This window comes from Anaerocolumna aminovalerica (genome assembly GCF_900115365.1).
Lineage (GTDB): Bacteria > Bacillota > Clostridia > Lachnospirales > Lachnospiraceae > Anaerocolumna > Anaerocolumna aminovalerica.
Genome location: NZ_FOWD01000012.1, coordinates 1 through 25,932 on the forward strand (window position 1 = coordinate 1; position 25,932 = coordinate 25,932).

At 35.9% G+C, this 25,932-nt stretch carries 21 protein-coding genes; 15 read left to right on the forward strand and 6 right to left on the reverse strand.

Annotation, left to right across the window (positions count from 1 at the left end; all coding sequences use genetic code 11):
- Window positions 1–217, reverse strand: a 217-nt coding sequence (locus BM183_RS08365; protein ID WP_170847898.1) for a transposase zinc-binding domain-containing protein, incomplete at its 3' end; no start/stop codon positions are given.
- 325 nt (window positions 218–542) lie between these two features.
- Here BM183_RS08365 and murQ point away from each other — a divergent pair.
- From murQ to BM183_RS08385, 4 genes are all read left to right on the forward strand, one after another.
- On the forward strand, window positions 543–1,469 hold the full coding sequence (murQ, locus tag BM183_RS08370) for an N-acetylmuramic acid 6-phosphate etherase (protein ID WP_091686068.1): 927 nt from the start codon (window positions 543–545) through the stop codon (window positions 1,467–1,469).
- Window positions 1,470–1,662: 193 nt separating this feature from the next.
- Entirely contained in the window at window positions 1,663–2,904 is a 1,242-nt protein-coding gene (locus BM183_RS08375; RefSeq protein WP_091686069.1) for an anhydro-N-acetylmuramic acid kinase, read from the forward strand.
- 46 nt (window positions 2,905–2,950) lie between these two features.
- Window positions 2,951–3,868, forward strand: coding sequence for a BadF/BadG/BcrA/BcrD ATPase family protein (locus BM183_RS08380; protein WP_091686071.1), 918 nt, complete (start codon window positions 2,951–2,953; stop codon window positions 3,866–3,868).
- Between the two features lie 42 nt (window positions 3,869–3,910).
- Complete coding sequence (locus tag BM183_RS08385; RefSeq protein WP_091686073.1) at window positions 3,911–5,050, forward strand: exo-beta-N-acetylmuramidase NamZ family protein; 1,140 nt, start codon at window positions 3,911–3,913, stop codon at window positions 5,048–5,050.
- Window positions 5,051–5,548: 498 nt separating this feature from the next.
- Here BM183_RS08385 and BM183_RS20975 read toward each other — a convergent pair whose 3' ends face one another.
- The 3 genes from BM183_RS20975 to BM183_RS08395 form a co-directional block, all read right to left on the reverse strand.
- Window positions 5,549–6,037 (reverse strand): MurR/RpiR family transcriptional regulator, encoded by a 489-nt coding sequence (locus tag BM183_RS20975; protein ID WP_330392377.1) that lies wholly within the window; start codon window positions 6,035–6,037, stop codon window positions 5,549–5,551.
- The gene (locus BM183_RS20980) at window positions 5,961–6,431 is read right to left on the reverse strand and encodes a MurR/RpiR family transcriptional regulator (protein ID WP_242960926.1); all 471 of its coding nucleotides are present in this window, start codon (window positions 6,429–6,431) and stop codon (window positions 5,961–5,963) included. The genes BM183_RS20975 and BM183_RS20980 overlap by 77 nt, the downstream gene beginning before the upstream one ends.
- Window positions 6,432–6,626: 195 nt before the next feature.
- Window positions 6,627–7,241: a histidine phosphatase family protein gene (locus tag BM183_RS08395; RefSeq protein ID WP_091686075.1), complete on the reverse strand. Its 615-nt coding sequence runs from the start codon at window positions 7,239–7,241 to the stop codon at window positions 6,627–6,629.
- A 393-nt stretch (window positions 7,242–7,634) separates the two neighbouring features.
- Between BM183_RS08395 and BM183_RS08400 the strand changes: the two genes are divergently transcribed.
- A complete protein-coding gene (locus BM183_RS08400) occupies window positions 7,635–8,624 on the forward strand; it encodes a hypothetical protein (RefSeq protein WP_207650139.1) in 990 nt (329 codons plus the stop codon).
- 192 nt (window positions 8,625–8,816) lie between these two features.
- Here the strand turns inward: BM183_RS08400 and BM183_RS08405 are convergent, their stop codons facing one another.
- Window positions 8,817–9,989: an iron-containing alcohol dehydrogenase gene (locus tag BM183_RS08405; protein ID WP_091686077.1), complete on the reverse strand. Its 1,173-nt coding sequence runs from the start codon at window positions 9,987–9,989 to the stop codon at window positions 8,817–8,819.
- Window positions 9,990–10,573: 584 nt separating this feature from the next.
- Here BM183_RS08405 and nrdJ point away from each other — a divergent pair.
- The 10 genes from nrdJ to BM183_RS08455 all read left to right on the forward strand — a co-directional run bounded on the left by nrdJ (window position 10,574) and on the right by BM183_RS08455 (window position 24,650).
- Complete coding sequence (nrdJ, locus tag BM183_RS08410; RefSeq protein WP_091686078.1) at window positions 10,574–12,973, forward strand: ribonucleoside-triphosphate reductase, adenosylcobalamin-dependent; 2,400 nt, start codon at window positions 10,574–10,576, stop codon at window positions 12,971–12,973.
- Window positions 12,974–13,308: 335 nt separating this feature from the next.
- Window positions 13,309–14,658 (forward strand): FAD-dependent oxidoreductase, encoded by a 1,350-nt coding sequence (locus BM183_RS08415; RefSeq protein WP_091686080.1) that lies wholly within the window; start codon window positions 13,309–13,311, stop codon window positions 14,656–14,658.
- Window positions 14,659–15,296: 638 nt separating this feature from the next.
- Window positions 15,297–16,658 (forward strand): acyclic terpene utilization AtuA family protein, encoded by a 1,362-nt coding sequence (locus BM183_RS08420; protein ID WP_091686081.1) that lies wholly within the window; start codon window positions 15,297–15,299, stop codon window positions 16,656–16,658.
- 108 nt (window positions 16,659–16,766) lie between these two features.
- Window positions 16,767–17,090 (forward strand): DUF4387 domain-containing protein, encoded by a 324-nt coding sequence (locus BM183_RS08425; protein WP_242960928.1) that lies wholly within the window; start codon window positions 16,767–16,769, stop codon window positions 17,088–17,090.
- Between the two features lie 16 nt (window positions 17,091–17,106).
- Window positions 17,107–18,027, forward strand: a complete 921-nt coding sequence (locus tag BM183_RS08430) for an ABC transporter permease (protein WP_242960929.1) — start codon at window positions 17,107–17,109, stop codon at window positions 18,025–18,027.
- A 13-nt stretch (window positions 18,028–18,040) separates the two neighbouring features.
- Window positions 18,041–18,928, forward strand: coding sequence for a carbohydrate ABC transporter permease (locus BM183_RS08435; protein WP_091686085.1), 888 nt, complete (start codon window positions 18,041–18,043; stop codon window positions 18,926–18,928).
- A 100-nt stretch (window positions 18,929–19,028) separates the two neighbouring features.
- Complete coding sequence (locus BM183_RS08440; RefSeq protein ID WP_091686086.1) at window positions 19,029–20,540, forward strand: extracellular solute-binding protein; 1,512 nt, start codon at window positions 19,029–19,031, stop codon at window positions 20,538–20,540.
- A gap of 17 nt (window positions 20,541–20,557) precedes the next feature.
- Window positions 20,558–21,544, forward strand: coding sequence for an ADP-ribosylglycohydrolase family protein (locus BM183_RS08445; RefSeq protein ID WP_091686088.1), 987 nt, complete (start codon window positions 20,558–20,560; stop codon window positions 21,542–21,544).
- Window positions 21,545–21,822: 278 nt separating this feature from the next.
- Window positions 21,823–23,925 (forward strand): ADP-ribosylglycohydrolase family protein, encoded by a 2,103-nt coding sequence (locus BM183_RS08450; RefSeq protein WP_242960931.1) that lies wholly within the window; start codon window positions 21,823–21,825, stop codon window positions 23,923–23,925.
- Window positions 23,926–23,969: 44 nt separating this feature from the next.
- Window positions 23,970–24,650 carry a FadR/GntR family transcriptional regulator gene (locus BM183_RS08455; RefSeq protein WP_091686090.1) on the forward strand — a complete coding sequence of 227 codons (681 nt, stop codon included), beginning with the start codon at window positions 23,970–23,972 and terminating at the stop codon, window positions 24,648–24,650.
- A 234-nt stretch (window positions 24,651–24,884) separates the two neighbouring features.
- Here the strand turns inward: BM183_RS08455 and BM183_RS08460 are convergent, their stop codons facing one another.
- The gene (locus BM183_RS08460; RefSeq protein WP_330392378.1) at window positions 24,885–25,931 is read right to left on the reverse strand and encodes a sensor histidine kinase; all 1,047 of its coding nucleotides are present in this window, start codon (window positions 25,929–25,931) and stop codon (window positions 24,885–24,887) included.
- Window position 25,932: the final 1 nt, after the last annotated feature.

The window sequence follows — 25,932 nt, forward strand, 5'->3', positions numbered from 1 at the left end:
TGTACATGTTACCGCAGGAAGGGCAGAAACGGCTTTTGCAAGTATAAGGAACAAACCTAAGTTTACCACACTCAGGGCAGCCCCAAAAAGCACCGCCGTGAGCAGAATCACCACAGTTAAGCATACGATTAATGTTATCAATGACTGTATCACGAGGGTGTAAAATATATAGCGTTTCTTCATAATGGTCTCTCAAAATATCTTTTAATATACTCATAAGACTATTATGAAGCAAAGTAACAAAAAAGAAAACCCCTTCCCCTCATGAATGAGGGGTCAGGGGAGTTGAGAGTGTCGAAGACACTTTGTTCTATGTCATTCAATGTGAATTTAAGGATATTAAAATTACAAGTTTTTATTGAAATAAAATTACATGTGTGAAAAAATAAAAGGAAATAAAATTACAATTTCTCTTGACATTGTATTGTATGTTGGATAAAATAAATTTAAAGATATTAGAATATATTACTAAAACATGCATTACATGGAAGGCTGATTTACAAATAATTTAATGTAATGTCATTTGGAAATGTGGGATTATTATGAATGAGTATTTATCAAACCTAATAACTGAAAAGGTAAATCAAAATACAAAGAATATTGATGAATGCAGCACCCGTGAAATTTTGGAATTGATTAATGAGGAAGATTGCGGTGTTCCTTATGCTGTAAAAGAGGAGATACCCAACATCATCAAGGCCGTGGATATTCTTTATGAATCACTAAAGAATGGAGGAAAGATGGTTTATATGGGAGCTGGTACTTCCGGAAGATTAGGGGTATTAGATGCATCAGAATGTCCTCCCACTTTTGGTACAGACCCTGAATTGGTGCAGGGATACATTGCTGGAGGGGATGTGGCTTTAAGAACAGCCGTTGAAGGTTGTGAAGATAATGAAGACCTGGGAAGGCAACAGATAATTGAGTGTAATATTAAAGAGGGTGATGTGGTAATTGGTATCACAGCCAGCGGAAGTGCCCCTTATGTAATTGGCGGTATGAAGCAAGGGAAAGAATCAGGGGCAAAAACTATCGCAGTTGTGAACAATAAAGATAGTAAATTGAAACCAATATGTGACATATGTATCGCTCCCGTTGTGGGACCGGAAGTTATAATCGGATCCACAAGAATGAAAGCAGGTACGGCTCAAAAACTTGTACTGAACATGTTGACCACCTCTACCATGATTAAACTTGGAAAAGTATACGGCAATATGATGGTTGATTTAAAAGCAACCAATAATAAACTTAATGAAAGGGCATTAAGAATTATTAAAACCACCACCGGAGTAGATGATGAGACAGCCAAAGAATATTTGGTTAAGGCCAATAAGAATACAAAAACTGCAATATTAATGATTTTATCCGGTTATTCATTAGAAGAAGCTGAACAATTATTGCAGGAGAACGAAGGATATTTAAAAAGGGCACTAATGCAATTAGATATTAAAATAGAAGATGATTTTTAGAAGGTACATATAGAAAGATAAATTTTAAGACTGGTTTTCATTTGATTAAAGATATAGGGATTCACTAAAAGCAGCAAAAACAGGTATTATTATTTTAGTTCTACATTATGATTAATAACTGCGTATAATTCCGGTTAGCCAAAAGAAAGACCAATAATAAATGAATTCTTAAGCCGGAAAGAAAGAGGTATTTATGTTGGAGCATATCAGGTCAAAAAAAACAAGAAGAGTGGTAGGGCTTATGTCAGGCACCTCTGTGGATGGAATTGACAGTGCGCTGGTTGAAATTACCGGAGATCCCATGGATGGGAATGTAAAGTTAATTGCTTTTGAAAACAATCCTTTTCCGGAAGAGGTTAAGGATATGATAATCTCTTTGTTTGATACCAAACATGCTAATGTGGAGCAATTGGGATATATGAATGTACTTTTGGGAGAACTTTATGCTAAGGCAGTGTTCTCAGTAGTACATAAAGCTGGACTTATGATAGGGGATGTGGACTTCGTAGGTTCTCACGGTCAAACAGTCTATCATCATCCGGAAATTTGTACCTTTCCTTTAGAGTTAAAAGAGTACCCGTCCGATTCTCAGAGAGACTCCTATTCTTTTGGCTACACCATGCAGATTGGAGAAGGTGCAGTCATTGCTGCAAGAACCGGTATTCCATGTGTTTCTGACTTTAGGGTTGCTGATATGGCAGTAGGGGGACAAGGGGCTCCTTTAGTGCCATTTACCGAATATCTGTTATACAGAAAAAAAGATAAAACGGTTCTGCTACAGAATATTGGAGGTATTGGTAATATTACGGTTCTACCAAAGAGTTGCTCTCAGGAAGAAGTATATGCTTTTGATACGGGACCTGGTAATATGATCATGGATGGTTTAATTCATCTATTTACCAATGGAGAGAAAAGTTATGATATAGGCGGAGAGGTGGCAGCCAGGGGACAGGTGAACAAAGGGTTATTGGATACTATGTGCAGGAACATCTATTTTGCAATGAAACCCCCTAAATCAACAGGAAGAGAATTGTTTGGGAAAGAGTATTATACAAATTTGTTCCATAAGATGCGGGAACAAAACATTAGTATGGAGGATGCTCTAGCTACAGCAACAGAATTTACCGCCTGGTCCATAGAAGATTCTTATAGACAATTTATCATGGAGAAAGAGATTAAAAGGAGTAGTGCTTCTCAGCTTATTATTGGGGGTGGAGGCAGCTACAATCACACCTTAATAGGGAAAATAAAACTGCGTATGGAACCATTTGGTATAGAGGTTCTTACACAGGAAGATGTTGGATTTAACAGTGATGCAAAAGAAGCAGTAGCCTTTGCTATGTTAGCGGATTGCGCCATTGCCGGTAAATATAATAATATGCAGTTGGTTACCGGTGCCTGTAAGCCAGTAGTCATGGGCAAAATATCTTTGTAGAGCCTATCAGAAACAACTGTTTGAACTGCAGTAAGGAGGAAGCACTGTGTCGGAATATATAATAGGAATGGATGGCGGAGGAACAAAGACAAAAGTATTAATTGCAGATAGGAACCAAACTATTCTGGAAGAACTTACAGCAGGTGCCATTAACTATAATGGTGCAAAGAAGGAGGAAGTTGATCAGAATATTCAAGGTATCTTTCATACTCTGGAGGATAAGGGATATAAAAAAGACCATTGCAGGGGAATATGTATTGGTACCGCCGGAATCAGCAATCCACTTGTAACTGAATATATGAAAGAAAATATTAACCATTTTGGATACACATGTTCCGCAGACATTGTTGGTGATCATGAAACTGCACTGGCAGGTGCTCTTATGCAAACAGAAGGTATAATAGTAATTGCCGGCACCGGTTCTATTTGCTATGGTAAAGACCAGTGTGGAAATACCTATCGTACCGGAGGCTTTGGTCATCTTATTGATGACGAAGGAAGTGGCTATGCCATAGGAAGAGATATACTTTCTGCGGTAGTCAGGGCACATGATAAAAGAGCAGAAGATACGGTTCTTACAAAATTGGTATTTGAATATTTGCATATACGATCCATAGAAGAATTAATCCGTTATGTTTATAATCCAAAGCATAGTAAAAAAGAGATAGCAAAGCTTTCCATCCTTATAGATGAAGCATACCGATTACAGGACACAGTTTCTGTTGCTATTATGGACAAATGTGTAAGAGGATTGGTGGATTTAACCAGACCGATCCTTAACCATATGAATGAAAATTGTCTTGTTGCGGCAGCAGGAAGTGTTCTATTAAATAATGAAAATATACTGGAAAAATTCACTGCCGGAATGAAAAGGGAATATCCTGATATATCTATAATAAAGCCCAAGAAAGATGCTGCTTATGGTGCAGTTATTTTAGCAGCCAAGTTGTTAGGAGAGGATTGAATAGCAATAAAAAGAGGCTAAAACGCCGGAATCGAGGTTAGTATGAAACTGGGAATAGACCAAATTGATAAATATATGTACTTATTTGAAGGAAAAAAGGTTGGACTGATTACTAATCCAACGGGAGTCAATAGTGAATTAGAAAGTACCATTGATATTTTACATAAAAAAGTGAATTTAGTACGGTTATTTTCTCCCGAGCATGGAGTAAGAGGGGATATACAAGCTGGAGAGGCTGTGGAGAATTATGTGGATGAAAGTACTTCTTTACCTGTTATTACCTTATATGGCAAGAATAAAAGACCATCTAAGGAGATGCTTGAAGATATAGATATATTAGCAATGGATATTCAGGATGTAGGTTCCAGGCTATATACCTATCTATATACTATGTCTTATTGTATGCAGGGCTGTGCCCAGTTTGGAAAAACCTTTGTTCTTTTTGACCGGCCCAATCCTATTGGGGGAGAGAGTGTGGAAGGCAATATCATTCAGGAAGGTTTTACTTCCTTTGTGGGATTACACCCCATTACTTATCGATATGGATTAACCATAGGTGAAATGGCAGAGTTCTTTAATAAGGAATTTCATATTCAATGTGATTTAAAGGTAATTCCCATGGAAGGGTGGACCAGAAGTATGTTCTATGAAGATACTAATTTGGCTTGGATTCTGCCTTCTCCTAATATGCCTACGGTAGATACTGCATTTGTCTACAACGCTGCTTGTATTTTTGAAGGAACGAATATCTCAGAGGGCAGAGGCACAACAAAACCTTTTGAGTTCGTAGGTGCTCCCTGGCTTAATGCTGGTAAATTAGCCGATATTATGAATGGTTTGAAGCTGGAGGGAGTTGTATTTCGACCTGTATATTTTACTCCAACCTTTTCAAAACATGCCAATGAACTATGCAAAGGAGTACAGCTTCATGTAACTAATCGAAGCACTTTCTGTGCAGTAAAAACCGGATTGCATTTGCTGGAAGTAGTCAAAAGGATGTCAAAAGAAAAGTTTCAGTACTTACCGGCCTTTTCTGAAAGAGGAAAGCCTATGATTGATTACAATACAGGAAGTGATTACATTAGAACCCACGATTTTTCTGCAAAAGAGGTATACCAAATGTGGAAGAAAGATGAAGAAGAGTTTAAACAAAAAAAAGAAAAATATCATATTTACAAATAATAACGTCTAATTCAAACATTAGAAGATTGAGATTTGCAAATGAAAACGCGGAGTATACTGATTTTTAACCGGTATATTCTGCGTTTATGCTTATATATGGAATTATCTGTCATCACAAAAGTTTTATTAACATCATTCAGCAAACTGCTCACTTGTTGTGTTTTCCAATGGGGATTTTTGTTAAAAAGTAAAACAGATAGGGGCCAAGCATTGCTGGAATTACATACAGCCAACTAATGCGTCCAGATTCATAAATATTACTAATAGTGATGTAATAACTGTAAACATAGATACAGGCAGATATAGAAATAGGTTTACTATGCTAATGAACCAAAATACTGCATTATCTGTTCTAACGCTAAGACAATAACAGATAGACCACCAGTAGTGTGGCGGATTTAAATCCTCCTGTACTTAATACGGAATGAATTTTTATTGTATGCTGGGTATTAAATAATATTGTGATTATAAAGCATCTAAAATCCATATCACATAATTTTAATCCGTTAAACGGTGGGAACTGCAAGACTCATAACTGACTTCCAGCAATTCCTCAACATTCTCATAATCTCTATTAGCAATTGCGGTAAACAATATATCATTCAAAATCAATTGGGCAATACGGGAACTCATAGCACCGCTTCTTTTGTAGATTTCCGGTGAACTGGTATATAGGACTAAATCCGAATTCATTGCTAAATGACTTTTTCCAAACTTAGTGATAGCTAATGTAGTGGCCTTATTTTTTTGTGCAATTTCCAATATTTCGATAATTTCCTTCGTTTCCCCGGAGTTAGAGAATAAGATGGCAATATCTTCTTCTGTAAGTGTGGAGGCATAGGTTAAACTAACGTGAGTATCCTGACAAAAAGTCACATTATAGCCAATGCGGAGTAACTTATGAAATAAATCACTGGCTACTAATCCTGACGCACCTACACCGAATAAACGTATTGTCCTGGCATGAATAATATGTAGGAATTTTATTTACAGTTTTTTTCAACATTTCTTCGTCGAATAATTTGAGAGTAGCTTCAATTGCTTGAATACTGCTATAACAAACATTCTCAGCCATAGAGCTAAATGTAGAATGTTCTTTAATATCTGTAAATTGTAGCAGAGGAGCAGATGTACCACTTTCCGTAATGGTATCATTCATTTCTACAAAAAGGGACTTTTTTAAATCCTTCATACCATCAAAACCGATGGATTTACAAAAACGAACCCAAGCTCCCTGACTGGTACCGGATTGTTCTGCAAGTTTAGCAAGTGGATAACGAAAGATGTTTTCTCTATTTTTTAAAATGTAATCTGCCACTAATTTCTCTGAATTACTCAATTGGGAATACATTGTTTGTGTACGAATTTCAACAGTAGTCATTTAGCTCACCTCGTATTTTCATAATACTACCATTATATAACAAAAATTTGATATAGGCAATATGAAGAAGTTGTAAATAGAACTAAATTCTATGATTTTACTTATGGCTTGATATAAAATGACAGAATCTGTGGAAAACTATGTTCCCTGAAAAAAGGTAATATTCTCGTGAACACTACCAGTGAGCTGAACGGACTACTTTTCCAGATGCCCGGTATCATTAAAACTCATAATTACCGGATAAGGACTGTCTTTAAAGACTAAATGAGTAACAGCCGTATTGTTTAAATTTAAACTTTGGTACATATTCATTCTCCAATTGAAAAGACCAATTAAACCAGCTTTTATAATCCCTCCGTGGGCAACAACAACAATTTTACTTCCTTGATATTTATCCACCAGGTCATAAATAGCATTCTTTGCCCGGATGGAGGCGTTTCTTGTACTTAATTCACCGCCGGTAAAAGGACCGTTTATTTCATCGGTTCTCCAGGCATGAAGATCTTCCGGATATGTTTCTTTAATATCTTTCAAAGTCAATCCTTCCCATGCCCCAAAATTAATTTCAGCAATTTCATCAACTATAACAGGCTTCATATCAATATCTTCACAAATTATAGATGCAGTATGAAAGGCTCTTTTTAAAGGGCTGGAGAAAATATAATCAAAGTCACCTTGAAACCGATCTTTTAAACATTGTGCCTGCCGGATACCTTCTTCTGATAATTCTAAATCTGTACTGCCTTGGAATTTACCAAGCTTATTCCATTCCGTTTCTCCGTGTCTTACTAAATATACTTCTGTTTTCATTTGACTTTCCAGCAGACTTATATTTCTGCCGTTCCTTTCGCTATTATATGATATGCTTATTATAGCATTTGAAAATGATAAATCAATGTATATGAATGAATATAGAATTTTGAAATTTATCCTAAGAAGTGTAAAAGTAATTTTTTATTTTGCATTCTAGACCTCCACATTAATAATTTCAGGATATAAACTTATAGATATTATACATCAAATGCTATAAAGTATCTAACAATTTCTATTTTTCACTGAAAACTGTGCTTGGGTTATGGGAATTTTAACATATAATAATTTATTATTGATACTCAAATTCCCACTCTAATAGTGTCATTAGGTGTTTAATTTTAATTTGCCTCATATAATTTATTAATATATTTCATTATGAGGTTACACATATTGAAGTTATTGGTTGTTAATAAGAAAAAAGTTTATATTTACCTTATAACTTTTTTAATAATTTTAGCAGTATTAAAGGTTTTCTATGAATTTCTCCATATTGATACTGCTGAAATGGTAATGGGGGGTAAGCTGTTTATTCAAACCTTTGAAGTTGAGGAAAATATGGACCCAGATCAGAATGAAGATGTTGAAAAATATTTTAGACCGTCTAAGCTACCTGTACTCAATGATAGAAATTTTAATGGGAGGTTTTTTGATCCTTACTTTCAGAAAGATGTATCTGAAATAATTTTACCGGAATATTTGACAAAGTCACCGGAGGATACCATCATTAATTATTTTAGTATTTTACGGGAGGCGGCTAATGTTCAGAAAGGTAAGTTTGCGGGTTGTGGCACTTTAGGGAACCAATTATTGCCTTATCCTATAGCATATCAATTTTTGTCATCCGCTTATAAAAAAAATACATCCTATAAAGAATATCTTAAAACTTTTTTAAATATCTTACATATCAATTTAATTAAATATAGGCAGGTACCTGTATATAATAATACCAATGATATAATAAGATATTTTGTAGAGATTGAGACTATTGAAGGTTCTGAGAAAAATGCGGCAAATTTTGCTTACTACTATGGTTTCGTTGATATTGTAAAAGAGAAGAATAATTATAAAATATCGAATTTAGAATTCCATAGAGAAGATTATCTTTGTGCACCATATCATGGTTGGTCTCATGCTGCTGAAGCTGTTGTTGATATAAAATATGGCGGATGGTGTAAACTGGTGAAGGAAAGATATCCAACTAAACAGGAAGGTTATATAAAGAAGATTCCCTTTAAAGGGACTGATGGAAATGATTATCTTATAGAATTCTATCAGTTAACAAATGATACCGATATAGAGATAGCACAATATATAAAAGACAAATCCGGCAACTGGAGACTTATAAAACTTGAGCCTGAAAAATGTTTAGAAGATAAATAAGGGGGGTTACAAAAGAGGAATGGTAATATCAGAGAATAGGTGGAATAACAATTCTATTCTTAATTTCTGGAAATATCATCTATTTTGCAAATCCCTATTTAACATTACTTTACCTATTAACACTTGATATGTGCTAAATTACTCCCAAGGTTAATAGGTAAAGTATACTTATGTTAATTATATATTGTATAATTACTCAGCTGCAATACGGTAAATTTCTTCCGCATCTTTACTGGTAAGTTTTACAAAGTTACCAGTAGTACCATTTTCCCCAAGTCCAAGTTTATCAACTAAAACTGTAATATCCTTTGCATCGGCTCCCAGTTCTTTAAAGTTAACCGGCAATCCTATAGATGAGAGGAAATTCTTAAAGCGTTCTATACCTTCTGCAGCAGTTACCTCAGGATGGGCAAAGTCCATATTACAACCCCATACTCTGACAGATGCCTGAGCGAAACGGTTGATGTCCTGGTGCATAACATATTTCATCCAGGCAGGGAAGATTACAGCTAATCCGGCTCCGTGGGCACAGTCATATACTGCAGACAATTCATGTTCTATACTATGGCTTGCCCAATCCTGTTCACGTCCCACCCCTACAATATTATTATGGGCAACCATTCCTGCCCACATAATGTTGGCTCTTGCTTGGTAATCATCTGGATTTTTTATGGCTTTTGGAACTTCCTTTATCATAGTTAACAGGATAGCTTCACACAAACGGTCAGTTACCTCAACATCCTGTGTATTGGTAAAATATCGCTCAAATACATGAGCCATTATGTCAGCAGCACCGCATGCAGTTTGATATGCAGGAAGAGTTTGGGTTAATTCCGGATTAAGAATGGAGAATACCGGGCGATAATATTCACTGCTGGCACCTCTTTTTATCATACCTTCTTCTTTAGTAATAACAGAATCTCCGGAACCTTCACTGCCGGCAGCGGCAATCGTAAGTATAGTTCCAACTTTTAAAGCATCCTTAATTGGGGTATCAACGTAAAAATCCCAGAAGTCCCCCTCATATTTTGCTCCTGCGGCAATGGCTTTTGCAGAATCAATGGCACTTCCGCCTCCGATAGCAAGTATAAAGTCAACATTATTTTTCTTGCAAAGTTCAATTCCTTCATATACCAGCCCACTTCTTGGATTTGGTTTTACTCCTCCTAATTCCAAAAAGGAAAGGCCTTCTTTTTCCAGGGATTTCTTTACTCTGTCCAGTAATCCCGAACGGATTACTGAACCGCTCCCATAATGAAGCAATACTTTAGTACCTCCAAAGCGTTTTACATAATGGCCGGCATCATCTTCTTTTCCTTTGCCAAATACAAAATAAGTTGGACTATAAAATGTGAAATTGTTCATATACTGCACCTCCTGAGCTTTTATCATTTTATTATAAAATGAGACTTCATGCATATTTTATATATTTGTACAGCTAAAATATTCTTTATTAAAAATGGAAAATGAATCAATATTTTGGCATGAATTTTCTCATAATATATTATAACATATTTTGAAAATTATTGAAATAGCAAACATACTTGTATATATCTATAGGTACAATATATTGTGAAAATGCAAAAATTATTACTATATGTAGTAGACATTTCCTGAAAATATGATATAATACAAACGGAGTGAAAGGTTTGCAAGCTTGCTTGCAAACCTAGAGCGTAGTGCCAAGATCATGAACACGCTTTACGTTCATGATATAATACAAACGGAGTGAAAGATTTGCAAGCCTGCTTGCAAACCTAGAGCGTAGTGCCAAGATCATGAACACGTTTATGTGCAAACCTTGGCGCAGTGATCATGAACTGCTTTTGTGTTTATGATATTACGCAAATGGATTAAGGAATATGCAAGCTTGCTTACATATGGTTAAAATCCGCTTGGGAATAAGGATTACCTTAAGAATTTTATAGAGAAAGGCAAGGGGTAGATGAATGAAGAAAGAGATCATCAAAAGAAACGGAAAGAAGACAACCTTTGATAGAAGCAGAATTGCCAACGCAATAATGAAAGCAATGATTTCAGTGGGTCTTGAAAATAAAGAAATTGCAGAAAAAATTGCAGCTAAAATTGAAGAAAACCATGTAGATGGCATGCGTGTAGAAGATGTTGAACGACAAGTGGTAAAAGAACTGTTTCTAGAAGATATGGATGAAGTTGCTGATTCCTATGCAGAATACAAAGCGCAGCGTAAACTGTTTAGAAGCCGTGAAAATAAAGAGACCGGTAAATTCTTATCCAGTGAATTTATTGCAAAATATAAGCATAAGCCAGATCCTTTCCCAACAGAACTTGGAAAATTTGTGTATTACCGTACATATAGCAGACCGATTCCAGAGGAGAGACGCAGAGAATATTGGTGGGAAACCTGTTACAGGGTTGTGGAATTCAATGTGGGCTTACAATTGGATGCTATGAGAAGACAAGGTATCTATGTGACGGAAAAGCTAATGCATAGTCTCACAAAAGAAGCAGAGGAAATTTATGATTTAATGTATCATTTAAAACTATTCCCATCCGGAAGGTCTCTTTGGGTAGCAGGTAGCAAAGCTTCCTATTTGTATCCTTTAAGTAACTTTAACTGCAGCTTTGTTACAATAGACAGCCTGAAGAAATTCTCAGAAATCTTTTTCGTATTGATGCTTGGAACCGGAGTTGGCTTATCCGTACAAAGAGAATATGTATCAAAACTGCCTAAGATAAACAGTAAAATTGAGATTATTCATAAATCCTACGATGCAGTGCCAGTAAAACAGCGCAAAGAGTATACAGAATTAAAATTAATCAATAACAATGCCATTGAACTTGAAATCGGCGACAGCAAGTTTGGATGGTCCAGTGCCATTGACATGTTCTTTGACATATTATCCTCAAAACAATATGTTGGAGTAGAATATATTTTTATAAATTACAATAATGTAAGACCTGAAGGGGAAAGATTGAAAACATTTGGCGGATATGCATCCGGTCACAATAATATTAAACAAATGTTTATTAAGATAGATCGTTTATTTAAAGAAAAGAGAAAGTCAAATCAACAGCAATGGCAGTCAATTAAACCTATTGATTGTCTGGATATAGCAACCATTATTGCTGAAAATGTTGTATCCGGCGGTGTCAGACGTAGTGCAGAAATCATTCTTTGTGACCATGACGAGGAAGAAGTATTAAATGCAAAGGCCAATCTTTACTATCAGGATGATAATGGTAACTGGATTGAAAATAAGCAGATTCTAAATCGGTCTCTTTCCAATAATACCGTTATTTATAACAAAAAACCAACAAGGGAAGAACTGCATCAGCATTTTAATAAACTAAAAATCTCCGGTGAACCTGCTTTTGCAAACTTTGAAGAAATGAGGAGGAGACGTCCGGATGTGCAAGGCGGAAATCCATGCTTTGAAATCCTGTTAAGAGACAGAGGAGTGTGTAATTTAACAGAAGTTAACCTGATGGGATTTGTTAATCCGGATGGGACTTATGATAAGCAGGGCTTATTAAAAGCACAAAGATATTCTGCCCATATTGGATACCGCATGGCAAGCATTGAACTTGAACTTCATGAGTGGAACCTTGTAAATGAAGAAGATAGATTAACAGGCTGCTCCATTACCGGTGTTATGGATTTTAGAAATGCCACTAATATGTCAGACGAAGAGTTTGTAGACTTATTAAAAGAATTAAGACGAACTGCCAGAGAATCCGCATTCGAATTAGCAGATTTCCTGATGATGAACCGTCCAAAATTAGTAACTACCGTTAAACCTTCCGGTACCATCAGTCAGCTGCCAACAGTATCAAGCGGTGTACATTTTTCCCATGCTCCATATTATATCAGACGTGTGAGAGTAAATGCGAAGGATCCTCTGGCTCAGGCACTTGCGGAAGCAGGATTTCCATGGAATCCTGAAGTGGGACAGACAGTAGAGGAGCATAAGACAAAGGTATTTGAATTCCCTGTAAAGTCTCCTGAGGGAAGAACGAAATACGATGTATCTGCAATTGAACAATTAGAATTGTACAAAATGATTATGAAGAATTATGTAGACCATAATGCTTCTAATACCATTCATGTAAGACCAAAAGAATGGGAAGAAGTAGAACAATGGGTATATGATAACTGGGATGACATAGTAGGTGTTACGTTCCTTTCCTTAGATGAAAGCTTCTATCAATTGTTACCATACGAAGCAGTGGATAAAGAAACATATCAGGAATTATATGCAAAACAACCTAAATTTAACCCATCCATTCTAAATCAATATGAAACCTTTGAAGAAGAATTTGATATATTAGATGCCGATTGCGATAGTGGTCACTGTCCGGTTCGTTAAACGGTTGATGAAAATATTAAACTCAATTAAATATATCTAAAAAATGTTTCTAAATAAATAAGTGGAGAGTATCATAATAATGATTTCATCCATCAATTAAAACGAACCCCTTTCATTGAATAGTAGATTACATATTCAAGAATGGGGTTCATTTGAATTAATGGGGAGATCAATGAGGTCATTCTCAATAGTAATCTCTTTTTAGGATAGTAATATGGCAGAAAACTTTAAGATAATACTAGATTTTTTGGAATATAAAGGTATAATGGGGATATAACTATATCATTATAGAATGTACGTGTGAAAATAGATTAAAAAGAGAAAAGGAGAAGCATATGTCAATAGAATTAAATAATAATATTAATAATAAAGGAAAAAGAACCTTAGTAAAATGTGATGTGTGCGGAGAAATATTTGATTCATCCCTTGAAAAATGCCCTGTATGTGGAGTGGGCAAAGAACATTTCATGCCATATGAAGAAATACAGTCAGAATACCGGAAGGCCACAGAAGAAGTATACATAATACTTGGAAATGGTGCAGCCGGTGTTAATGCGGCAGAAGCCATTCGGGGACGAAATGAAAATTGTGAGATTATTATAATTTCCAACGAACCTGTTTTAGGCTATAACAGACCTATGTTAACGAAAGCCTTAAGTAAAAAGATGGATCCTGCAAAAATTGCCATATACAAAGAAGATTGGTATACAAAAAATAGAATCACCAATAAGCTTGGTGTTACCGCCCAAAAGATAAACCCGGAAGAAAAAACAGTCCTATTATCCGATGGAGAATCCATAAAATATGATAAGTGCATTTATGCCTTAGGCGGGGAATGTTTTATACCGCCAATTGCCGGCAGTAATAAACCGGAAGTAATAGCAATCCGCCGTATCTCTGATGTTGAAAAAATCCATGAACTCCTTCCAAAAGTTAAGAATGTAGTAGTTATCGGAGGGGGAGTTTTAGGTCTAGAAGCCGCCTGGGAAATGAAGAAAACCGGATGCCATGTAACTGTATTAGAGATTGCAGATAAATTAATGGTTCGTCAACTGGATACAGAAGCAGGAGAGCTGTTAGGTGAAATTATAAAAGAAGCAGATATTGAATTCCAGTTGAATGCACATATCAGTGAAATTACAGGTGATACTTCCGTAACCGGTGTTAAACTGGAGGATGGCAAAGTTTACCCGGCAGAACTGGTGATTGTATCCAGCGGTGTTCGCCCTAATGTATCCATTGCACAGGAAGCAGGAATGGCAGTGGACCGCTTTATCGTGGTGAATGAAAAGATGGAAACCAACATTCCGGATATATATGCCTGTGGAGATTGTGCTGCTTATAAAGGAGTAAACTTCAGCTTATGGGCAGAAGCATCAAAAATGGGTAAAGTAGCGGGAGCTAACGCAGCAGGGGATGCCCTGACTTACCAAATCCAACCTACAGGATTAACTTTCTATGGAATTAATACATCATTATTTGCCATAGGTGACAATGGTAAGAATGATTCATTAACCTACGAAACAAAAGAAATCAGAGACAGAGAGAAAAAGATTTATAAGAAATATTATTTTGTAGATAAAAGATTAGTTGGTGTTATCCTAATTGGTGATACTTCAACCTTATCCGATATGAGGAAAGCCATTGATGAACAAAGAGCATATTCTGATATGTTTAATGATTAGTTTATTTAGGATAAGCAAAATAAAAAATTAATTTAGAAGCCGCTAAGAATGTAATTAGTAAATAAAACATTTTTAGCGGCTTTTTTAATTAATAGGAAATTCCTCAAATCGTAAAAATAGTTATAATAGAATAGAAATAAAAATGGCATTACAAAAGAGCGAAGGGGGTTACTTCGGGATGACTTTGTTTTATGAAGTTTTTTTGTTCGAATTGCACTATCTGACATTTGAGGAAGAATCATGGAAAGTGGATTTATCCATAACCCATAGACTTTCGATATTGTTCAAATAGTGCAGTTTTTTTATTGAGTTAGAAGAAAATAAACCTTATAACTGAAAAACTTCTTATACTAACCCCAATTATAAAACCTACATAAATCTTGCGGAATAGGAAGGTGTATTTGCACCTCTTTGAATAAGAATATAGTTTATAACAGCTTTTTCTGGCAGAAAAAGTGCATTAACATTAGCTGATAAAACAGTTATATTGACAATTTGGTATATTAATAATTTTATTTAACAAGTTAAACTATATAAAAAATATATAAAATATTTATTATTATTGACATATATTACAAATATGTTATAATCTAATTGTTAAACAATTAGATTATATAAACAACAATGGAGGTTACTTCATGAAAAACATAAAAATACTTGCACCATGCGGTATTCTTGGCTATGGATATCCAAAATCCTCTTTTTTAAATGGTATGGCATTAAAACCGGATGCCATTGTAGTTGATGCCGGAAGTACCGATGCAGGACCACACAAATTAGGTGCGGGTGTTGCAATAGTTAGCCAACGTTCCTATAAAAAAGATTTAGAAATTATGATGGTAGAAGGAGCTAAGGCAGGGATTCCTATAATTATTGGATCTGCAGGGGGCAGTGGGGGAAAGGTTCATGTTGAATGGTCTTTAAAAATTATAAAAGAGATTATTCATGAGCAATCTCTTCATCATTTAAAGATAGCAGTGATCTGGGCAGATATACCAAAGAACATCATCCAGGACAGGTTACATAGTAATAAAGTAAATCCGCTAGGATTAACAGTAAAAGAACTGACAAAAAATCGATTGGAGGAAACGTCCTCAGTTGTAGCCCAGATGGGGCATGAACCAATAGTCAAGGCACTGGAAGAAGGAGCTGACTTAATTATCTGCGGCAGAGCCTACGATCCCTCCCCTTTTGCAGCAGTTGCGGCATATCATGGTCTTCCGCTTTCTTATGGCTATCATGCAGGAAAAATATTAGAATGTGCGGCATTATGTGCAGTTCCCGGAACCACGAAAGACTGTATGCTTGGAATTATTACTCAGGAGGGATTTACCATAACACCTTTATCCGATGATAGAGTGTGTACTCCATTATCAGTTGCAGCTCACACCTTCTATGAAAAGGATCACCCTTATCTTCTTCATGGTCCGGGTTATGTCTTGAATTTAGAGGACTGTAAATTTACCCAGTTGGATGAAAAGAGTGTATATGTAACAGGAAGTAAAATAGAGAAAACAGATCCATACACCATTAAGTTAGAAGGAGCTATTAAAGTAGGTTATAGAACTTTTGTAGTAGCCGGTGTAAGAGATGCTATTATGATATCGAAACTGGAAGAAATAGAACAGCTTGCTAAAGAGCAGGTTAAAAATTACTATTCAGACATTCCCTGTGAAGATTATCAGATTCACTTTATGAACTACGGATTGAATGCGGTTATAGGGGAACTTGAAACCAACAAAGGCTTACCTCACGAAGTGGGGATTGTTTTTGAGGTCCTTGCAAAAACACAAGAACTTGCCAATACGGTATGTGGTACTCTTCGCTCCACCTTATTGCATTATGGCTATGATGGACGAAAATCAACTGCCGGCAACCTTGCCTTTCCTTTTTCTCCAAGTGACATACCTTTTGGGCCGGTTTATGAGTTCTCCGTATATCATCTTATGGAAGTAAAAGATGGTTATGAGATGTTTCCTATAGAATATTTAACATTGTAACTATAGACGGAAGCAAAAGTGATTAGATAACAGTTTGATTTGAAGGTAATATATTACAGAGAGTTATAACAGGCAAATCAAACTGCATTATATAGGGAAAGGAAGGTTATGATGACTCAATATAAATTATACGATCTGGCCAAAGTAATCCGGTCAAAAAACAGCGGCCCCTTTGCTATTACATTAGATGTATTATTTGATAACCCTGATATTTACTACAAAATAAAGAATAATGGTTTGATAGATAAGAAATTAATCTCCAGGCTGTATCACATTCCTCAGGAAATGATTTCGCAAATTGTTTTTTATGATCCTGCATTGGGCTTTAAAATAACATTTGCCAGAAAAATATCTTCAGGAACCAGCTTTGATACAGATGTTTATGGTGCTCAGCAGCATGCGCCTTTAGGTGAATTGGTGATAGAGATATAGGGAAGGAGTGAGAGAATTGGCCAATGGACAGAGTAAGACTGTAAGAAGTACATTAAAGAGAATAAAACGTGACAGAACCTTGTATTTAATATTATTGCCCACCTTAATCTACTTTGTTATCTTTCATGTGATACCTATTATGGGAATGAAGTTAGCTTTTTATGATTATCGAATTATGGGAGACAGTATATTTATAGGTTTTAAAAATTTTCAAAAGCTATTTTCCACACCTAATTTTACAAGAATATTGGAGAATACTTTAATCATTAGTGCAATGAAGATATTTTTGTTTTTTCCATTGCCGGTTATATTTGCCCTTATGTTAAATGAATTTAAGCCCGGTCCTTTTCGAAAAACCATACAAGTTATATCATATCTGCCCCATTTTCTCTCATGGGTAGTTATTGCCGGAATCTGGTTTGAATTCCTATCCCCTTCCTCCGGTGTGTTTAATATGATTCTGAATTCGTTAGGGTTTGACAGTGTGGATCTACTTACCAGTAAAGGTGCTATCCGGTGGATATTACTAGCTTCTGAGTCATGGCGTTCCATTGGATGGGATTCCATCGTGTTTTTCTCAGCAATTATGGGAATTGACACTACCCTTTATGAAGCTGCAAAAATCGACGGAGCAGGACGGTTACAGATTATAGGATACATTATAATACCTGCCTTATTACCCACTATGATTACAGTACTGATTTTAAATATCGGATTCTTTATGAATGCAGGTCTTGATCAGATACTTAATTTCACTAATATTGCGGTGAATTCAAAGATAGACATTATTGATACATATGTTTACCGTATTGGTTTACAAAATTCTCAATATTCCTTTGCAACTGCTGCCAATCTGTTTAAAGGTGTGGTAGGAACTGTTTTAATCGTTTCCACTCATCTGTTTTCCAAAAAGCTAACAGGTAAAGGTGCATGGTGAGAGGAGGAACAGTATGAAAAGAGTAAAGAAAATATCCCTGGGTACAACAATATGCGCTGTAATCATGATACTTATTGCGTTGGTTATGATTGTTCCTTTATTGAATATATTGGCTAAGTCAATATCCCATCCTGATATGGTTTCCAAATTAAAAGGCTATAATATATTACCAAAGGGATTCTCCATGGTAAACTATCAGGTAATTATGAATAATCCCATAGTTCTTCGAAGTATTTTTAACTCTTTGGTGGTTACTGTTGGGGGAGTGGCTATTAACATTATTCTTACCGCAAGTGCAGCTTATGTTCTGACCCGCCCTAATTTAGTAGGAAAGAAATTATTCATGTATTTTTTCATAATCATGATGATATTCGAACCGGGACTTGTTCAGGAATACCTATTGATGAAAGACATTCATTTGCTGGATAATCTATTATCCATGGTTTTATATAAAAGCGTGAATGTGTACTACTTAATTATACTTATGAGGTTTATGGAGGAGGTACCCATCTCTTTAGTAGAAGCAGCCGGAATCGATGGGGCAGGACATGTAAAAATACTCTTTAAGATAATTATTCCTTTATGTAAGGTTCCTTTATTAACGGTAGGTATGTTTTATGCTGTATTCCGCTGGAATGAATTTTTTAAGTCCAGCATATTCCTGACCAGTAAAAACAATACCGTATTACAGGTACTATTACGGCAATTTGTTGTAAATTCTGATTCGGAAGTAATTGTCGGTGCTGCCAATATACTAGCCAATAATCATATTGCTCAATTAGATAATGGCTCATTAAAAGCGGCAACTATCGTAGTGGCAGTAATACCGATTTTATTATTATATCCTATCATTTTAAAATACTATACCAGTGGTGTGTTGTCAGGAGGTGTGAAAGAGTAGACTTACCATAGCATTACGAATCCGGTGCATAAGTATGCCAGAGGGGATTAGTATAAGTAGTAGTTTAAACAAACTAATATAATGAAAATGGAGGTATGTTATGAAAAAAATAATTCAAGTTGTATTAGCCTTATGTATGGCAATGGTTCTTTTTACCGGCTGTAATTCAAAAAAAGAGGAGAAGGATACAGTTAATACCGGTAAGCAAACAGAAACTGCAGATAAGAATCAAAATGAGAAAACAGATGATAAGACATCACCGGTTATCATCAAAACGGTTATAAAAGATATGTCTTCAGATGATGAAGTATCTGTAAAATTCCTGGAAAAAGTCAGTGAAGGTGTATCAAAACAGCTTGGTAGAGAAGTTAAAATTGAACTTGCCCCTATATCAGAGGGTACTTATTCAGAAAGTTTAGGTTTATTAATCCAAAGCGGTGTGATTCCAGACTTAATGTATTTCCAGGGCGGAGATTATCAATTTGCAATTACACAAGGAATACTAGAGGATTTAAGACCTTATATTGAAGAATCTACATATGTAAAATCTTTGATTCAACCATACAACAAAGCGAGACTTGAGAATTATCCCTATCTTTTATGGCTGGCGCCGGACAGAATTAAGGTACCTGTTGTAAGACAGGACTGGTTAGATGGTTCTGAAACAGGTAAAGCATTATTAGAGAATCCTACTCCTGAAAATTACAAGGAATTCTTTAAAGAGTTAGTAAAACAACACAATCTTTTATCAGCATATACCGTTCCTGGTGATATTACGGAATTGGATACCGTATTTAATTTAGCTTTTGGTGTAACCCAAACGTGGGTAATGGAAGGAGATTCTTATGTTTATAGCAAAGTATCTCAAGCTACAAAGGATAAATTGGGATTCTACGCAGAATTATATAAAGAAGGCTTATTAGATAAAGAATGGATTTCAAAGAAATGGGATACCAAAGAGAGTGCTTTCTACAATGGTGAAGTTGGGGTAGTAGCCGGTACACAAGGCAGTGTAGTTAATGTATATAACAACAAGATGACAGGCCAAAACGGAGAAAGTGCCAAACTTGCAGTTCTTCCTCCTGCAAAAGGGGTAGCACAAGGTTATACTCCTAGTGATGTAAGTAAAGAATCACGTGGTTGGGCTATTAACGCCTATTCAGAGAATAAAGATGTGGCATTTGCAATACTGGAATATATGGCAAGTCCGGAAGGACAGGTACTGGATAAACTTGGATATGAAGATGAACATTATACAAAAGAGGGAGAGCAATACAAATTAACAGATAAGATTGGTGAGTGGTGGCCACGTTTTCACGAATCCATTTATCAATTTGAAGCTAATTTTGCGCCTGAAACACCTTATTATAGTCAAGCAGCTGAAAAGGCTTTAGATATGGTAGTTCAATATTCTTCTTTTGATAACAGTTTTGTTATACCAGATGATTATGCAACCAATTGGGATGCACAGGAAGCATTATATGCTGAATTTGCAGCAGAGGTCATTAATGGTAACCGTTCTATAGATGAATTTGATACTTATGTAAAAGAATGGTATGCACTTGGAGGAACTGAGATTACTGAGTATGCAAATGAAGTTTTAAACAAATAGCTTAGAAAGGACAGATTATGCTAACTAGAGACTATCTCATACAAAACAAAGAAATTGCATCAGATAAAGCAAAGGGATCCTTATGCGGGCTGGCTATCGGAGATTCTTTTGGAGATGCTGCAAGAGGACAGGATAACCAGAGAGATTTTGGGATTACTACAGATTTTAACAGAGGCTCTACATGGAGTACCGATGATACAGAATTCGCTCTTTTAACGGCTGAAAATCTAATTCTCACTAATGGAGAATTTACTTCTGAGGATGTGGTAAACATGTGGTTAAACCATGTTGCTACTGAAGATGAATTAAAACGGGGAGGAGTAAGCGAAGTAGAAGCCTGCAACAATTTACGCAGAGGCCTTCGCCCTCCTGAAACCGGAATGTATAATGCATACTATATGAGTGACGGAGCGGCTATGAGAAGTGGCCCAATTGGTATAGTATGTGCAGGAGATCCGAAAAGGGCAGCAGAACTTGCTGAGGTAGATGCCTCCATCAGTCATTACCGGGATGGTATATGGGGAGCACAGGCAGTAGCAGTGGCTGTCAGTCTGGCTATGGTGGATGCCACTATGGAGGAAATATTTGATGGAGTATTAGAAGTAGCTCCTAAAGATTCTTGGTTTCGTCATAATTTATTACGGGCATATGAGATTGTAAAAGATGCAAACTGGGATATAGCAGATGCTTGGATGCCTCTTCATTATGAATTGTTTTCAACTCATCGTTCAACAGTAGCTGAAGCACTGCCGGAAGTATTCGGATCACTCTTGTTAGAACATAGCAGTTTTAAATCCGGGTTGATTCTTGCAGGAAACTTTGGAAGAGATGCAGATACTATTGGTGCTGTGGCAGGGGCTATTTTAGGCGCGAAATACGGAGCAAAGAATATTCCTGAATCCTGGCTGCAAAAAACCAGGTACCCTTCCGGAACTTGTTTGAGATTTACAAAAGGAATAGATATATTTGAGAAGGCAGAAAGACTTGCAGCATTAATAAAGTAAGAGAAATCTATTGCCTATAAAAGCTTAGCAATTGATCTTCAAAACTTATTTTGTATGTTAGTAATAATAGCCTCCAGTAAGAAGTCTAACCGAAGAAACTTCGAAAAATGCCTTACATGAAAGCCTTTTCCGAAGTTTTTTCGAAGACTTCTAAATGGAAATTAGCAGAAGAATAATCTATGAGGAACTGAAAAATCTCTAATCTTATGGGATTCTTCTCATTGAAAACTCTGAAAGCAACTAATCCCAATGATGACAGTAGAACGAGGAGGTAGTATATGATACCGGAACAATACTTAGAAAAAGTCTATGCCGGTTTTTTAGGTATGAACATAGGAATCCGTTTAGGAGCTCCTGTTGAACCAACATTATGGACCTATGACAGAATAAGAAATACCTATGGGGAAATTACCGGATATATAAAAGAATATAAAAATTTTGGTGCCGATGATGATGTAAATGGACCGGTTTATTTTTTACGTGCTTTGTATGATGATGCAAAAAATGGTCTGCTAAAACCCCAGGACGTAGCCCGAGCCTGGCTAAATTATGCAAGAGAAGGTATAGGTATGTTTTGGTGGGGAGGATATGGAATTAGTACAGAACATACTGCATATCTGAATTTAAAACATGGAATATCTGCTCCTCAATCAGGTTCCATGTTACAAAATGGTCAAATATTAGCCGAACAGATTGGAGGACAAATCTTTATTGATACATGGGGACTTGTGAATCCTTGTAATCCAACAAAGGCAGCAGACTTTGGAGAGGCAGCGGCAAGTGTTTCCCATGATGGTGAAGGATTATATGGTGCAAGATTCTTTTGCGCCTGTATAGCAAAGGCTTTTGCATGCAATGATATAATGGAAATCATTCAAACCGGACTATCGGAAATACCGGAAGCTTCCACCTATGCTAAGGTAGTTCATGCTGTTCTAGAATTTCATAAAGAACACGAAAATTGGCGTGATTGCTATGATATGCTGGTTCGCGACTGGGGTTATGATAAATATGGTGGGGTATGCCATATAATACCCAATGCAGGAGTATGTGCTTTAGCTATGATCTATGGTAATGGTGATTTTGCAAGAACCATAGAGATTGCAACTATGTGCGGCTGGGATACGGATTGTAATGCCGGTAATGTAGGTACCATACTTGGTGTGATGTGCGGTATAGAGGCTTTACCGAAGCATTATAGGGAACCCATTAATGATGGAATAATCTTGTCCGGAATATCCGGTTATTTAAATATATTAGATGTACCAACCTATGCAAAGGAAATAGCGTTACTGGGTTATCAACTAGTAGGTGAGGAACCACCTTCTGAAGTAGTAAGTTCCTATAAACCCGGAGAGGTGTACTTTGATTTTGAACTCCCTGGCTCTACTCATAATATGCGTTTATCAGATTCCTTTTTCTGCACTGCAAGTTATACAACAGAGAGAGCTTATGAAGGAAAGGGATCCTTAAAAATATTGGTAGACAGAATGACACGTGGAAATCAATGTAAGTTATACTATAAACCATTTTATAGAAGAGATGAATTCTCTGATGAACGTTATATGCCGGTACTTACGCCTACCGTTTATTCCGGACAAAAGGTTTCCATGAAGCTCTTTTTAGAACAATGGAATGGTTGGGAAACACTTGGAATAGCACCTTATATTAGGACTATGAGTGATAAAAAGGAGCATTTGCAAGGGTATATAAAACTGGTAGAGGATCAATGGATTGATGTCGATTTTACAATCCCTGATACGGATGGAGATTTGATTGATGAGGTTGGCATAGTGATGGAAGGATATTCCATTGCAAAGGCAAAGACCTTAGGATTTATATATCTGGATCAGTTTATAATCTCCGGTAAAAGTAAATATTCCATAGCAATTGAGAAGCAACGGAAAGAGTTTGGTACCATTACTCCTTTTTCCGTGGATCATGGTGCATGGGCAAAAGAAGGAGGTCAATTAAGCCTAATGAGATGTGAGCCTGCCTTTGCATATGCAGGAAACTATCATAGTAAAAATTATAAAATAAAGACTTTTGTAACTCCTGTTCACGGAGAAAGTCACATGCTAATGATTAGGGCTCAGGGAGCTATGCGAGGTTACATTGCCGGATTTGATAAGGAAAATAAAATAGCAATTTATAAAAATAATTTTGGGTATAAAAAAATGGCGGAAATTGGTTATATATGGTCTTTCGGTACAACTTATGAGTTGACTTTAGAGGCAGTAGATAGTAACATTACACTATATATAGATAGGAAAAAGGTTTTAGAAATATCAGATAATGATTTTGTTTATGGAATGTATGGCTGTGGTTCCTTACAAATGGGAAGAACATTATTTGGTGATTTTATAATTGAAGAGTATTAATTTATGAATCAGGTAGATTCAATTTCATATAAGGAGCGAAGTTTATGAGATTTTCCCCTATTACCAATGAAAAATTGTCCGATAAGATTGTAAGAACAATCATGGATAAAATAAAAGACGGTACCCTAAAGCCAGGAGAAAAGTTGCCAAATGAGATAGAATTGGCAGAAGAATTCTCTGTCAGTAGGGGGATATTAAGAGAAGCCCTCATAATATTGCAAGCCAGAAATTACATTTATCGAAAGCCAAAAGAGGGAACCTTTGTTAATCCTGAAGTTATGACGCTTTTAAACAATTCCAAGGGAATTAGCTTAAAAAAAGCTACTTATGAAGATTTAATAGAAATGCGTGAATGTATTGAACAAAAAGTAGTAGAAAAGATTATAGATACTGCTTCTGATGAAGAGATTGCCGAATTGTACGATTTATTATCTATAACGGATGAGAAGGCAGGACAACGTTCGATTGATTATTATTTTCATTATAGACTTGCGGAATTATCTCGTAATGTAATGTTTGTTAATTTTATTAATACCTATTATGATGTAATTGATGAATTAACTTCACAAACAACGAAAAAAGGAAGCAGAAGAGAAGAAATATATCGAGAGCATTTAGCTATTGTTGCAGCTTTGGTTAAAAGAGATAAAAAAAGAGCAAAAGAGGCTATTGTTAATCACCTTAATATAGTTTTACAAAATGCCAAGTCATTTTATGAAGGGTAAAAAAGTAGTAATATTCAGGCAAAGAAAGCTGGAACTTGGCTTACTCCTTTTGGAAGAAACTATTAAAAATAGTAGAAAAATTTGTTCTTGTCAATTGTGATTTGGTACTGGACAAGAATAAGTAAAACACCGGAAACTTGCACAAACATTTACGTTTTTTGCAGGTTTTCGGCATTTCTTTTGATACTGTAAGGGAAAATTACTGCAATTTGGCCCATGATGGTTGCTAATTTTTTATCCTTCTCGATAATCACTTATTTTTGGAAAAATCAATGAGAAGGCTGTACCTTTGTCATAGCCTAAATTATGAGATTGAACATGAACTCTAATATTCAAATCATCAGCCATTTTCTGAACCAGGTACAATCCCATTCCCGTAGATCGGCTCAAATAACTTCCTGTATCGCCTGTAAATCCTTTATCAAAAATAAACGGTAAATCAGATGGCGGTATACCTAAACCATTGTCATTAATAGACAAAATAATTTTTTGTGTATCTGTATTTTCTTTCACTTCAAAACGAAGTAATGGAGTGGTTTTTTCATCTGAATATTTCACACTATTACTAATAATCTGTCCCAAAATAAACATAAGCCCTTTTTGATCGGATACAACAAAATAATCTTCATCTGAATATTCAATCTGAAAGCCGGCCTCATCTAAAAGTGTAGAATTATCTGTAACAGCTTCTTTGCAGATGTTGTTAATTGACAGTGGCTCCCAGTAATAATCTTTATGCACAGCACCAAGACGAGAAAAATAAAGAATTTGCTCTACGTCTTGTTTGATGTGGTCACGAGCATATAACATTCTTGTGTGAACACGAGGGGAGATTTCATCTTTTCTGTTATCCAATAACAATGTCATTAGCGATAATGGCTTTTTGATTTCATGTACCCAGTTTTCGATATAATACTCGTAATCTGTAACCTGTATATTTCGCGCCTCTATTTCTGCTTGTTTTTCTCTTAAACACTGCCCAAGTTCATGAACATATGGGCGTAATGATGGAGATACAAATTCACTTAGCAAATACTCATTTGTTTCATCCGGTTCTAACAAAAAGCTCTGAAATGCAATGTTCTCTTGCTTGTGTTTTCTAATGATAAGTGTAAGGGGGATGATAAACGCAGATAGAATAACAAAAAGCATAAGCCCTGCAAGTTTAAGTAAGTCCCCCGGGTACGCTACCCATGCAAAAAACAAAAATAAAACATCAACACAGATCATTGAAATCAACCAAATCTTACAGGAAGAAATATAGGTGAAAACAGTATGCATT